Source organism: Mangrovimonas sp. sgz306409 (assembly GCF_059735265.1).
Window position 1 is genome coordinate 259645 of record NZ_JCAPEU010000005.1, and the last position, 14038, is coordinate 273682.

Annotated in this window: 12 protein-coding genes; 3 read left to right on the plus strand and 9 right to left on the minus strand. The window is 37.3% G+C overall.

The annotated features are described in order from the left end of the window. The first annotated feature begins 60 nt into the window (after positions 1-60). Positions 61-1104: a cytochrome-c peroxidase gene (locus tag AC6I5C_RS10780; protein ID WP_497905162.1), complete on the plus strand. Its 1044-nt coding sequence runs from the start codon at positions 61-63 to the stop codon at positions 1102-1104. Continuing rightward, positions 1082-2029: a transporter family protein gene (locus AC6I5C_RS10785; RefSeq protein ID WP_497905163.1), complete on the plus strand. Its 948-nt coding sequence runs from the start codon at positions 1082-1084 to the stop codon at positions 2027-2029. The genes AC6I5C_RS10780 and AC6I5C_RS10785 overlap by 23 nt, the downstream gene beginning before the upstream one ends. Positions 2030-2062: 33 nt before the next feature. Here AC6I5C_RS10785 and AC6I5C_RS10790 read toward each other — a convergent pair whose 3' ends face one another. Beyond that, positions 2063-3007 (minus strand): hydrogen peroxide-inducible genes activator, encoded by a 945-nt coding sequence (locus AC6I5C_RS10790; protein WP_053975439.1) that lies wholly within the window; start codon positions 3005-3007, stop codon positions 2063-2065. Between the two features lie 106 nt (positions 3008-3113). Between AC6I5C_RS10790 and AC6I5C_RS10795 the strand changes: the two genes are divergently transcribed. After that, positions 3114-3593, plus strand: coding sequence for a Dps family protein (locus AC6I5C_RS10795; protein ID WP_053975438.1), 480 nt, complete (start codon positions 3114-3116; stop codon positions 3591-3593). Between the two features lie 115 nt (positions 3594-3708). Here the strand turns inward: AC6I5C_RS10795 and AC6I5C_RS10800 are convergent, their stop codons facing one another. From AC6I5C_RS10800 to AC6I5C_RS10835, 8 genes are read right to left on the minus strand one after another with little or no spacing between them, the layout of a single operon-like run. Next, a complete protein-coding gene (locus AC6I5C_RS10800; RefSeq protein WP_497905164.1) occupies positions 3709-5901 on the minus strand; it encodes a DUF3858 domain-containing protein in 2193 nt (730 codons plus the stop codon). A 4-nt stretch (positions 5902-5905) separates the two neighbouring features. Then, positions 5906-7831, minus strand: a complete 1926-nt coding sequence (locus AC6I5C_RS10805; RefSeq protein WP_497905165.1) for a transglutaminase-like domain-containing protein — start codon at positions 7829-7831, stop codon at positions 5906-5908. Positions 7832-7862: 31 nt separating this feature from the next. After that, a complete protein-coding gene (locus AC6I5C_RS10810) occupies positions 7863-9194 on the minus strand; it encodes a DUF58 domain-containing protein (protein ID WP_497905166.1) in 1332 nt (443 codons plus the stop codon). 3 nt (positions 9195-9197) lie between these two features. After that, the gene (locus AC6I5C_RS10815) at positions 9198-10199 is read right to left on the minus strand and encodes an AAA family ATPase (RefSeq protein WP_497905167.1); all 1002 of its coding nucleotides are present in this window, start codon (positions 10197-10199) and stop codon (positions 9198-9200) included. A gap of 24 nt (positions 10200-10223) precedes the next feature. Then, positions 10224-11444 (minus strand): DUF4350 domain-containing protein, encoded by a 1221-nt coding sequence (locus tag AC6I5C_RS10820; RefSeq protein WP_497905168.1) that lies wholly within the window; start codon positions 11442-11444, stop codon positions 10224-10226. Then, positions 11441-12190, minus strand: coding sequence for a DUF4129 domain-containing protein (locus AC6I5C_RS10825; RefSeq protein ID WP_497905169.1), 750 nt, complete (start codon positions 12188-12190; stop codon positions 11441-11443). Before AC6I5C_RS10825 ends, AC6I5C_RS10820 begins: the two co-directional genes overlap by 4 nt. Then, positions 12191-13063: a hypothetical protein gene (locus AC6I5C_RS10830; RefSeq protein WP_497905170.1), complete on the minus strand. Its 873-nt coding sequence runs from the start codon at positions 13061-13063 to the stop codon at positions 12191-12193. It lies immediately after the preceding gene. Beyond that, positions 13063-14037: a stage II sporulation protein M gene (locus tag AC6I5C_RS10835; RefSeq protein WP_497905171.1), complete on the minus strand. Its 975-nt coding sequence runs from the start codon at positions 14035-14037 to the stop codon at positions 13063-13065. The genes AC6I5C_RS10830 and AC6I5C_RS10835 overlap by 1 nt, the downstream gene beginning before the upstream one ends. Position 14038 lies beyond the last annotated feature (1 nt).

Consider the following 14038-nt stretch of genomic DNA (forward strand, 5'->3'; position numbering starts at 1 on the left):
TGTCTGGAGCATTCAAAAGGATGTTCCAGCCTGTGCACTATTATTTAATATGACGTTGTGATGAAAAAGATCATTGTAATGATGCTTCTTCAGGTGTTTGTGTTGTCTTGTTCCAAAGATCAGGAAGTTGGTTATGTACCAGTACCCTTAACTTTGGAAGCGCCTTCTAATTTCCCTGAATTGGCCTATAATTTAGATAACAATCCACTTACCGAAGCAGGTTTTGAGCTTGGGAAATCCTTGTTTTACGAAGGAAAGCTTTCGGTGAATGATGCTATTCCATGTGCTTTTTGCCATGAACAGGCCTTTGCCTTTACCCACCATGGACATAATTTGAGTCATGGTGTTGATGGTGCCATTGGCCTGCGTAATTCTCTACCAATTCAAAATTTGGCCTTTTTGAATGAATTTATGTGGGATGGTGCCGCAACGCATCTTGACATGCAGCCTATTATTCCAATTACAAGTCATTTGGAAATGGGGGAAACCATAGGTAATGTGGTTGAAAAGCTAAAGGCCGACCCTAATTACCAACAGCAGTTTGAAAGGGCTTTTGAAGATGGCACCGTGAACGCTGCCAATATGCTCAAAGCATTGTCGCAGTTTATGGTGATGATGGTGTCTTCCAATTCAAAATATGATAAATATGTTCGCAATGAAGATGGCGTTACCTTATCTGCTATGGAATTGGATGGCTTGCAAACTTTTGAAAACAAATGTGCTTCTTGTCATGCCACCGATTTGTTTACCGATCAAAGCTATCGTGATAATGGCTTGCCCATCAATCCGCAATTGGATGATAAAGGACGTTTTGACATTTTTGAAGACCCAAATGACCTTTATAAGTTTAGGGTGCCGAGTTTAAGGAATGTTGAGAAATCCTATCCTTATATGCATGATGGGAGGTTCCAAACCTTAGAGGCTGTGTTGGATTTTTACGACAATGGCATGGTAGACAATGGCAATGTAGACCCAATATTATTAAGAGAGAATCAAACCTATGGCATCTCTTTAAATGCCTATGAAAAGGAAAGTATCATTGCCTTTTTGAAAACTTTAACCGATAATGAATTTTTGACTGATGACCGTTTTTCAGAATATTAAAAAACAGACGTTTTATATCACTTTATTACTGTGTTTTGGGGTTATAACTGCTCCACAGGCCTGTGATTTATGTGGCTGTACCACAAGTAGTGGGAGCTCCAGTTTTGGAGATTTAAGTACTTCAAACTTTATTGGGGTACGCTATATCCATCAAGATTTTGAATCTAGGGATGGTATTTTTGTTAATTCACCCAAAAGTGAAGAAACGTTTCATACGTATCAATTATGGGGAAGGATTCCTTTATCGGATAAGGTTTATGTGAGTGCGATTGTACCATATCAAGATTTGTACAGACATTTTGATCACCGCACAGAGCATATCCATGGTTTGGGAGATATCAATATAATGGGATGGTACCAACTTAATTTTTATAAAAAGCAGAAAAGGGATAGCCTGGTATTTGCTAATAGAGAACTGTCAGGGCATGGCTTGAATTTTGGTTTGGGAATGAAATTGCCAACAGGAGAATTTGAAGAGCAACTTACCGATAGAGTCAACCCAGGGTTTCAGGTTGGCACTGGAAGTTGGGATATGGTTGCTACCGTCTTGTATAGTTATAAAAAGAAGAACTTGGGAGTAGGGGCTAGTTTAGCGTATTACCTTAAGACTGAAAACAAGAATGACTATAAGTTTGGAAACCAGTTTAGCAGTGCCGCAAATGTGTTTTATGATGTGAATTTGAAAACCACCACATTGAGGCCCTTTCTAGGAGTGTCTGGAGATGTTTACGAAAGCATAGAGCAGTATGGCGAAACATTGGCCGATACCAATGGATATATCATTAATGGTTCTTTGGGAGCTGAAGTTGCAAAGAACAAATTTTTATTGGGATTAAAATATACCTTACCGATTGCCCAAGATTTGTTTGGTGGCGATGTTAATTCCCAACAACAGTATTCATTATATCTCAACTACAGTCTGTAGTTGAGATATAATGATTTATAAAGGTTTGTCTGTTTATTTTGAAGCCGGCAGCGGACTGATAATTTTTACATTCTGAAAGGCAATGGCGCCTCTAATAATGCCTGAAATCACCGTTTGAAGGGCCTCGATAATTTGCATCTTTAGCTCACTTTTGTGGTAAATGATACTGACTTCGCGGGCAGGAGACGGCTCTTCAAAATGGCGTAGATTTGATTGGAGTTTATCATTTAATTCCAAAGTATGCAGATATGGCAATAAAGTCATTCCAAGGCCTTCATTCGAGAGTTTTACCAAGGTTTCAATACTACCGCTTTCCAATTGAAAATTGTCGTCTACGTGGCTTTTAAATACTTTACAGAGGTTGATAACACCGTCCCTAAAACAATGTCCATCTTCCAAAAGGAGCATGTCATCTATTTCAAGGTCATCTGTGCCAATTTTCGATTTTGCATGAAGTCGATGGCTTTCCGGAATGTAGGCAACGAAAGGCTCATAATACAATACACGTTCTTTTATAGACTCATTTTGTAATGGGGTTGCGGCAATGGCAGCGTCCAAATGCCCTTCACTAATACGGGTAATGATTTCTTCCGTAGTAAGTTCCTCGATAATCAATTTTACTTTTGGATGCCTTTTGATAAAGGTTTTTAGGAACATAGGTAATAGAGTCGGCATAACGGTTGGGATGATTCCTAACCTAAATTCACCCCCTACATAGCCTTTTTGTTGGTCTACAATATCTTGAATTCGGTCTGATTCATTCACAATATTTCTGGCCTGCTGCACAATTTTCCGACCTACATCCGTCAATTCTATTGGTTTTTTACTTCTGTCGAAAATGAGCACATCCAATTCGTCCTCTAATTTCTGTATTTGGGTACTTAAAGTAGGTTGTGTTACGAAACATTTTTCTGCGGCTTTGGTAAAGTTTTTGTATTCCGCAATGGCTAAAACATAGTGAAGCTGGGTTATGGTCATGGGTTATTAATTTAAGCTATAAAAATATAAAAACTATTAATAAAACTTATGGAGCAATGTGTTAATTATGCCGTAAATTTGTATTAAACCTAAAAATCAAAACGTTATGACATTTAACAGTATTGGATTAGATACTAAACAAACAAAAGCCATTGCAGAAGACCTAAATGTGCTGCTGGCTAACTTTCAGATATATTACCAAAACTTAAGAGGAATTCACTGGAACATTAAGGGAAAACGTTTCTTCGATTTACACGTGAAATTTGAAGAATTGTATACCGATGCCAATGTGAAGGTGGATGAAATTGCAGAGCGTATCTTGACTTTGGGAGCGACACCGTTGCATACCTTTGAAGATTACACTAAAAGTGCCAAAGTACCAGTGGGAAAAAATATTTCACAAGATGAAAAGGCGGTACGCCTGATTGTAGATTCCTTAAAGGAATTGTTGCAGATTGAAAGAGAGATTTTAGAGGCTGCAGGTGAGGCTAGTGACGAAGGAACCAATTCTATGATGAGTGATTTTATTACAGAACAGGAAAAAACCGTTTGGATGATGAAGGCTTGGTTAGATGAAAGCATCTAACAAGTGTTAATTGATAATGATTGGTGAAACCACTGCGAAAGCAGTGGTTTTTTTGTTAATGAAAAAGCGCCGTAAGTATTAGTTACGACGCTTTATTTATTGGTTAACCAAATTTTTAGCTATTGCTACGCTTTAGAAGGATTTTGGCTTCTTCGAAGTCGTTGGCAGCTTCTAAAAACTCTACCATCATGCTCCAATTGGAATTTGATTCGTAGTAGTTTTTATAAATTTTTTCTGTTTTAATGATAAGGCTATTCCCTTCCAAAATTGCAGAACTTATAAAAGCACCGGTTTGGTTTTCAACATTAAAGTTGAGTTTTTCAATACCGGATACTTCATACCCTTCTGGAATTGCTATGCTAATTTCATTGGTGAAAGAACGTGGATTACCTAAGTACACATTGTGGGTTCGGGCTCTAGTTTTGTCATTGATTTCAAATTGACTACCTATTAATTTACCCACATTGAAAATATAATTAGGTCCAGCTTTTTTGATTAAGTCACCTTTGGTAGTGAAATTCTCTTTGAAACTTAAAGGTTCACTAATGTCAAATCGTCCCGTATTTACTACTTCAAAGTTATAATCATCCAATTCTATGGAGTATTCATTGGCGGTTGATTTTTTACAGGTTTCCTGTTGTTTATCTTTAAGCTTTCTTAACAAGGCATCATACTCTTTTTCTAGTCGCGCTCTATTTTTCTTGTTTCTAACATGTTTTAGAATAGGCAAAGTTTCATACTTGTCGTGATCTTCGTAAATATAGTCGAAATATTCCAGCCTGTTTTCTTGCTCACCAGTTTTATTGTGGCCAGTATGTGTGGAAACTCTATTCATTTGTAAGCCCATGAAATCTTCTTTAAAGCTTACTTCCATGACTTCTTTAGAATTGTTGGCTTGGTAAGTTGTGCTTGGAAAGGTAAATTGTTCAATACCTTCAATATTCTTTCTTTTTTCAACTTTTAGAGCATAGGCTTTTGAGTTTTCCAGAAGTGGAGATATATTGTTGGCCATGGCGTAAGCGTTGAACAAATCAATATAAACGGGTGTTTCTGTGTTTACTTTAAGAACAAAATCGGTGTTTTGTTCTAATAGGAGTTCATCTATAGTTCCATTGTAACGCTTGGTCCCTACTAGGATGTCGTAATCAATTTTTTCATCTTTAAGTACGTTGGTAAAATAACGCATAAACCTTTCTTCGCTTTGGTATAAGGTTGGAAGATTGTCATAATGTTGGTAGAAATTGATGATTTTAGCTTCATCCATTACGATGGCTTCAATGTATTTGGTTAGATAGGCATGGCGCATGTAGTAAAAAATGGACTTTACTTTTTCAGCATTGGACTTAAAGTCATGATCGTTGATATAATCTTTTACATCCTTTAATTTTCCATCTGGAGCAAGTCTACTTTGATAAAATTCAAATACTTCTTCTTGAGAGACTTTCGTTTTAATGGTTGTGTCCTCTGCAGGGATAAAGGCGTAGGCATCTTCTTGGTTTCCACGGGTTCGCGCAAAGGTGACATTAAATTTATAGCAAGGGAGTTCTAGATAAGGGTAAAACCATCTAGGGTAAGTGTTTTCTTCAACATCATTCATTTTAAAGCCATAGTGCCAATCTCTTCCTTTTTTACCTGTAGCTGCGTATTTTTCCAACTTTGGCGCTCCATTGTACGTGTTGAAACTTATGAAGAAATCTTTTTCGGTGTGAAGTTTGAAATCATAGTTCATAATTGGGTAGTTAGCCTCTACAATACCCTCTACAGATTTAAAACGGTAAAGGTCATTTTCGCCTGGAATCATATCGGTGTAGAAGTAGTAATCTATAATGTCACCTTTTTCCAAGTTTGGAATAGCAATTTTTCTTTCTTCCTCTCCTTCAATGGTTTCTTCCTTGGTGTCTACGATATACTCTTCTCCGTTGGGTTTGATTACCTTGACACCCAAATAAAAAGTATTGGTTACCACACTGGTACCAATGCGTCTGTATTGGTTGTCATTTTTGTACTTAAATTCGGAATATTCTGTTACTGCGGCTTGATCCAATAATTTAATTCTGTTTCTTACCAATTTGGTGTATTCTATACTGTTTTGAGGACGTATGTAGTAATAGTCTACAGAGCGAACTATATAAACAGCTGATTCATTTTGCCATTTTTCAGGAATATCAAAAACGTCGTTGTAGGGACCTCTTTTGCTCCAAATTTGGGCTTCAATTTTCTTTATCTTTTTGAGTTGTTCCTCAGATTGCGCCTGTAGGGCGAATACCGTAAATAAGCATAATAAGCTTAAGGTTAAATTTTTTGTCATGTTTTTAGTTGTTGTTTGGTTTGGTTAATAAGAGTTGTTCATTATAGATTTTTTTGAGCTGTTTTATGGTGTCGTTCCAGAGTTGGAAATTATTCTTCTTTATTTGTGCGTTTTTGATAATAAACAGCTTGTAGTATTCCAACGTGTTGCCATTTAATTGAAGCCCCACTTTTATTCTAAAGTCTTCGTTATCGACATCAATTGATTCAGGAAGACTATCTATGCTATAACCATTCGGAACTTCTAGATTCATTTGAAATTCGTAATGTGTTTTGTACTGGAACATAAGATCAATTTGGCGATCTTCAAGTTCGTAACTTGAAAATTCTTTGTTTGGGTCAAGATCTAAGTATATTGTCCCATCAAAACTGGAAATAGCATTTTTAAGGGTCAAGGAATAATCTATGGCCATGTCAGCTTCTCTATTTTCCAAATCAGAGGTCGCGATGTTCTCCACTTTGATGTTTTTATCGCCATCATCCAAATAGTAGGTTAGGGCCTCCTCTTTTTTATCATTCATTAAGCTGTGGTAATGATACAGGAAAGATGCTCTACTTTCTCCTTTAAAAGTGCGTTTGGCTGTTCCTGTAATTTCCTCATCAACTATTTTGGCATTGTATACAAAGGAAGAAGCATTGGTTGCTGCAGTAGAAACAGGAACTGGTTCCAATATGAAATTATCTCCATCTTCAATCAAGGCTTGTTTACCTTGAATGCGCTCGGCATATTCGCCAAAGGAGTTGTATTTTTCGGTACCATCCAAAAAGATTTTCTTTCCGTCTTTAAACAAAGTACAAATCATGTGGTTGTCTACAGAAAGGGAAGGCGTAGAGTAATCGTAGGCAATATGTTTTGTTCCTATCCAGGTAAGGCGTACATCAAAACCTGCTTCTACTAGCATTTGTTTGATCAGGTTGGCCATTCCTTTACAGTCTCCGTAGCGCTTTTTGAAAACGTTTTGTGAGTCGTCCGGTTTAAATCCTGCAATTCCGTCCTCAAAGGCAATGTATCTAATATTATCTTGGACCCAATAATAGATGTTTTTAATTTTTTCTTCATCGCTAGTTGCATTTGCTGTTAAGTCCGCTACTTTACTTTTAAATTCAGCAGGGTTGTCCTTCATTTGATCTATCAGTGAACTATACCAAGCATAAAGATCTGCCGTTTCCCCAAAAAGCTTATGTTTTTTATCGTCATAATCGAACGATTTTGATAAGACCAAAATATGTGGGTAAATATATGTTGGTCCAGGCATCATTTTTTCGTCATAGTGTCCCTCAAGGTTTTTAACGGTATAGGTGATAATATTATCCCCTGTTTTTTCGTCTTTGGTTTCTTTTTTTGTGATATCGAAACCTTCAAAGTTCATTTCTTTAAATTCAATTTCCAACCATTGTGGCACCCTAATTTTCACTTCTTTTTCCAAGATTTGGTATTCATCTGTAAAGTGGATAGACGTAAAATATTTGATGTCCTTGTAGTGTTTCGTTTCTTCAAAAAAATACTGGTAACCTTGAACAGGAAAGTCCACGTTAGCGTAGATGACTTTGGAGTCGTTGTGAAATAGATCATTACTGGTGTAAGACTCACGATAGTTACGTATTGGAGCATAATCTTTATTTCTGTGGCTAAAGTAAAAACTCTCAACCTCTATTTCTCCATTGTAAAAGTCGTATTTCTGGATGTCTGCACGGTCGCCAATATTCATCATTTGTTGCTCTTGAGAATAATCAACCGTTACCAAGGTGTTTCGTTTGTCAATATCGAATGTTATGTAATCTTTCGTATTTAAAAGAATGACATCTTCTTCAGGGAACTGTTCCCTTAATTCTTTTGCTTGCGCAATGTGCTCTGGAGTTGGGTCAAATTTTTTCTGACTAAACCCTAATAGGGTCACAAGACTTAATAATGGTAGAAGCTTGTTTTTCATAAATAGTTGGTCAATTATTGGTTATAGTAATTTATAGGAGCCCTCGAGCTTTTATTTCGAGGTATTTGTTAATGGTATTTATGGTTAGGTTTTCTGGAGCAGTCAATATGGTTTGGATGCCATGTTTGTTCAGTTCTTTAACCATTAAACGTTTTTCATAGGAGAATTTCTCCGCAATGGTCTTGTGGTAGATGCTTTGTAAATCTTCGGCATCTGTGTTAATAAGCGATTCCAATTCGGTGTTTTCAAAGAAAATGACCACCAACATATGTGTTTTTGAAATAGCCTGAAGAAAAGGCAATTGCCGTTTCAAGGCACTTATATGCTCAAAATTGGTATATAGCAGTAGTAAACTTCTATGGGTGATTTTCCGTTTTATTTGGGCATAAAGTAGGCTATAATCACTATCGGTAAATTGAGTGTTGACATTGTATAGCGTTTCCAAAATTCTGTTGAGATAGGTCAATTTTTGGTTGGCCGGCAAGAGGGTTTCAATGTTTTTTGAAAAGGTCATTAGTCCTACCTTGTCGTGTTTCTTTAAAGCAACATTGCTAAAAGCTAAAGTAGAATTGATAGCGTAATCCAAAAGTTTCAGTTCATTGAAAGGCATTTTCATTACCCGTCCGGTATCAATGATGGAGTAGATGGGCTGCGACTTTTCGTCTTGGTATTGATTAGCCATCAATTGGGCCCTTTTGGCGGTAGCTTTCCAGTTGATGGTTCTAAAATCATCACCGGGAACATATTCCTTTATTTGTTCAAATTCCAAAGTATGCCCAATACGTCTTATTTTTTTCAGACCAAATTCAGTCAATTTATTGCCAATAGCCAAAAAGTCGTATTTCTGCATTTGAATGAAGGAAGGGTAGACTGCTACCATTTGCTCATTCTGAAATTGATATTTTCGTTTAACAATTTTAAGGGCCGTAGACGCAAAAACATTCAATTGACCAAACACATATTCACCGCGTTCCACCGGACGAACTGAATAATTGAAATTATGGGTAGCGTTTGGAGCTAAAATAGATGTATATGAAAAATCCCGTTTTTGAAATTGCACAGGGAGTTCATCTATTACCTGGATAAATGTTTTAAAGGGATATTTGTTGGAAATGGTAATAGGAACCTCATTTTCATCGCTATTTGAAAATTTTTCGGGTAGCAACCGCCTTCCTTCGATAGCATTTTTAAAGCGATATAGCAATATTAAATCCATGACAAACAGAATACCAAGTGTCAAAACCATGGCCCAAGCTAGAGCATATAAAGCAGTAAGCCAATAGGATGCCAAGAAACATAGACTGACAATTGCCATGTAGACAAAAAAGCGACTGTGAATGTATAGGGATTTAATAAACTTCATGGCTTATCTAGGCACTTCAACAGATTGTACAACCATATCGATGACCTGTTCTGTAGTCATGCCTTCCATTTCACGTTCTGGAGTTAAAATGATTCTGTGGTTTAATACGGGAGCAATGGCCTTTTTAACGTCTTCAGGAATAACAAAATCTCTACCACTAATCGCTGCAAAGGCTTTGGCAGTATTCAAAATTGCAATGGAGGCCCTTGGAGAACCTCCCAAATATAAATGTGGATGATTTCTGGTTTTAGACACCAATTCAGCAATGTATTTTATGATTTTTTCCTCTACCAAAATGGCTTGTGTTTTTTCTTTAAAGGCGGCCAATTGGTCAGCATCCAAAATTGGAGAAATCAACGTTTGTGGTTGTTTTCCCTGACGTTGGTGATGGGTGTCCAAAATTTTAATTTCTTCCTCCAAAGATGGGTAATCCACTTTTATTTTGAATAGAAAACGGTCCAATTGAGCCTCTGGAAGGGCATAGGTACCTTCTTGCTCAATTGGGTTCTGTGTGGCCAAAACCATAAAAGGGGCTTCAAATTTATAAGTGGTACCGTCTATGGACGCCTGTCTTTCCTCCATCGTTTCAAATAGGGCCGCCTGTGTTTTGGCTGGGGCTCTGTTGATTTCGTCTATCAGGACAATGTTTGAAAAAATAGGGCCTTTTTTAAATTCAAAATCGGAGGTTTTCATGTTGAGTACAGAAGTTCCCAACACGTCACTCGGCATTAAATCTGGGGTGAACTGAATTCTGCTGAAATCTGTTTTCAACACCTTGGCAAATAGTTTTGCCGTAACCGTTTTTGCAATTCCCGGAACTCCTTCAATAAGGGCATGACCATCGGCCAAAAGGGCTACGATAAGTAATTCTACAAATTGGTCTTGGCCAACAATGACTTTTTGTAGCTCCGCTTTAATCTGTTCTACTGCATTTTTAAGGTCTTCTAGGGGAATGCGGTTATTGAATTCCAAATTGTCCTGTTGTGGTGTTATCTGTTCATCCATATTACAATATTTTAAGCATGCACCTTAGGCATGTTTGGATTTAAAAGTTTCAATTAAGTTGTTTAGTGTTTCCAATTCCGTGGCGGTTATGTTAGGAGTGTTGGATATGCTTTCGATGGTGTTGAATAAGTTTTTGGTAGCTTCAACACTGTTGTTGCTTCTTGCCGCCAGGTTATTGATGAATTCAGTATTGACGGTTTCGGTAGACAAGTAAAGTTGGGTGCGAATGTAATCCATAAAATGCTGAATTTTATGCAACGCAATATCATGATGGTTACCCTTTTCAAAATACATATTGGCAATTGTCCTTGTAAAATCAAGGGTTTGGTTGCGTAATGGTGTTACTATAGGGATAGCTCTTTGCTTGCGTTTACCTTCAAAAACGATATAGAATAGAACACCGATAAGCATGATGTAATAGGCCCATTTTAAATGCTTATTGTTAAGCATGAGGTACAAAGGGGAGCTGTAAAATATTTTACCAGATTTATAATATTCATCCAAGTAAATGGGCTGCTCCTCATTTAGATAGGACATCAAACCGGCGGTATATTGTTGGTTGGGAGGAGTAAGCATAAAATAATTGGAAAAGGCCTGTGGAAATAAGCTCACAATAACGGTTCCTTCTCCAAAAGGGGTTTTGATGATATTTGGGTGGGCAAGGTTTAGCGAATCTGAACTATTCAATTTCTCGATAACGCCAACAATCTTCGAGTTTATAGAATCAATACTGCTGAAGTAAGCTAAAAGTCCTTTGGCGTCTTTATTATTGAAGCTTACTTTGCCCGTGTCAAGTACTTTATTTTTTAGTTGTAATTGATAGTCAAATCCAAAACCATCAAATTGGCTTAAATGGGAAGTCTCTAGTTTTAGGGTGTCTAATAATTGCTGTTCCAAAACAGAACCTGCCACAAAAAGCGTGTTGCCCTTGGAAGTCCAATCCAATAGTCTATCCAACTCACTTTGGCCAAAATTAATCTCATTGTTTATAAAAACGTAGGAGCCAATGGAGTCAGGAGTGTTTTCTAAATATTCAAATGGAGGTCTATCGACATTGATAAGTTGGGATTCTGAAAATAACCTCTCCAATTGTTCTTGGAACACGTAGGTGCCCAACGGGATTTTATGGTGTTTGGCATAGGATGGGAACCAATTGAGCTCTTTGGGTTTGGTAGCTTCTAGCGCCACAATACTCAACAAAGTAAAGACCGCTAAGGCGATATATATTTTTCCTTTTCTATTCAATTGGCTTTGAGGCTTAGGTTAAGTTTTTCAAAAACGGTACTTAGGGTTCCAAACTTTATGTCATCTATAGGGAATTCTCCATACCAGACATAGTCATAGATTCGGGTAATGGTTGTGAATTCTGTTTTCAGTTGGTCTTGCGAGATTTCCTTGATATAATCTTCATTGGTTTTTTGTTGTTTCCAATCAATGATTTGTTCCTCTGATAGGTTTTTTAAGGATTGTAAATAGAGGTACCTAATCGCCAATCTATAATTGCTCTGGGAAATGGCTTTTTGTATCAAGCCCTGAATATCTTCATTTTTAATGATATGTTCATCATCCGAAAACTTAACGGTAGGCGGGTTGGACTGCCCGGAAATAATGTTTTTAGACTTGACTTTTAAAAAGAATTTCGACAATAAAAAAACTAGCGCGGTAAAAATTAGATAAGGAAATGCCTGCAGAATAAAATTTAAAATCCCTGTAGCTTGACCTACTCCAAAAATGGCTTCCAAGATCGTTCTTAGCATGTCGATAAAAAATGATTGGATACCCTGTAAAAAGTCACCAACAGCATTCTCTCCTTCGGGAGTTTCAACATAACTAAAATCGCTATCTTCACTATATTTTGCTAAGTCTTCAAGGCTGATCTTCTTAATAGCGACAGGGCTATCGTCGTTACGAACCGTCAAAGAATCCTGTTGGGCATTGACCAAATGAGCTATCAAAAATAGGAATGTTGCTATGAAATATTGAAACTGCATTTAGTCCTCTGTGTTTCCAATAGCTTTAATTCGTTCCATGGTTCCTGTAAAGTTTTTGCGTTCATTTAAATTGAAATACAAAAAGGCAGTCCCGATGGTAACCAAGACGTTAAGGGCGTATTGGAAGAGAGAACTAAGTACGTTTAAGAAAATGTATACAGGGTCTACAAACGACCTCATATTGCTAGGGTCTACGGCGCCACTGAAAACCCCCATTTTAATCCAAGTGTAAATTACCGTTGGTACAGAAAAGATACTGGCAGCAACTGCTATAATGATGTAGAAAACAATGATTGTGGCAAGTGTGATCCAGAATTCATCTTTAGTCAAGGTAAATCCATAGCCAAAGGAGTCGCCAGCATTCATTTCTCTAAATACCAAAATAGGCAACACTATGGCCATTGGCACAATAAAATAGAACACAGGCAAACAACAAAGCATCATAGAAACAAATAAGGTGAGCCATTTCAAAAGGGAAAGTCCTAGGAACCCCCAAAAGGTTTGTTTTACATTTTGTTTGACCTCTAAAACATCTGTGTCTCCATTATGCTTTATGTATGATTTGATATAGTGTAACACTGTTGATGTTGTTGCCGTGTAGGCCAAAATAGCAGCTATAAAATAAATTACCATAGCAAGTGCATACATCATTGGGCTGGTACTTGGAAAGCCTTTAGCTATATCAAAATTAAAGCTGTCGCCCACAATATAAACGTAAAATACCAACGCTACCAAAAAGAACACGATGTAAGGACCTGCAATCTTGAAAATAGCCTTAAAAAGAGGCTTGAATTCCATTCTGAAAAAGGCAAAAGTATCCGTTAAGATGGCTCCAAGCTCACGCTGTTGTTTAAATTCTATGTGTGATTTCATTAGTTTGGGGTTAGTGTTTTGGTTGATTTTTTATGTAATTGAATAGGATATATAATATAATAAAATACGATGCAAAATAGAGAGCTGCCAATAATGAAAATGGCTAGCCAATCGGGCATTTCGGTGTGACGGGTTACAAAACCTTCAAGGAACCCTGCTACCACAAAAAATGGAATGGTACTCAGTAAAATTTTAAGTCCGTTGACAATACCTCGTTTAAAGGATTCCAAACGGGTATAGGTGCCGGGGAATAGGATGCCATTTCCAACCACCAAGCCTGCACAGCCGGCAATGATGATGACCGAAATTTCAAAGGTTCCATGGATCCAAATAGTTCTAGCCGATTCCCATAGTAATCCTTTTTGGTAAAAGAAATATTGAAAGCTTCCCAACATAATGCCATTTTGCATCATCACGAATAGGGAGCCTACACCAAATAGAATTCCGTAGACGAAGGCCATCAATGCTACCTTGATATTGTTGATGGTAATGCCTAAAAACATATTCACTTCCCCCGTCTTTTTGTAAACGGCCATAGGGTCGTTGTTTTCAATGTTTTCTAGCGTCATATTTACATAGCCGTCGCCCATAATTGCTCTTACAAAGTCACCTTCATGGGCCGCCGAATAAGCGCCTACGATACAAAAAAGGGCAAATACCAAAAAGGCAATCAGCAATTCCCGTTGATGATGATAGAACTGCGTGGGGAATTCAGTTTTAAAAAAGGAAATAAGTCTGTTTTTGGATTCCTTTTTAGTGGTGTAAATTGTTAAATGCGCCTTAGAGGCCAGTTGGTTTAAATAGCGTTCGGTATTGCTGTTGGGATAAAAAGTTTTTGCGTAGCTTAAATGGTCGGTAATTTCAATATAGAGATCGGAAAGCTCGTTTGGGTTTACCGTTGTTTTATTTGAAAGAATGTTTTCAAATTGTAACCATTTATTTTTATTTTGCTTGGCGAAAGCAGCTTCACGCATA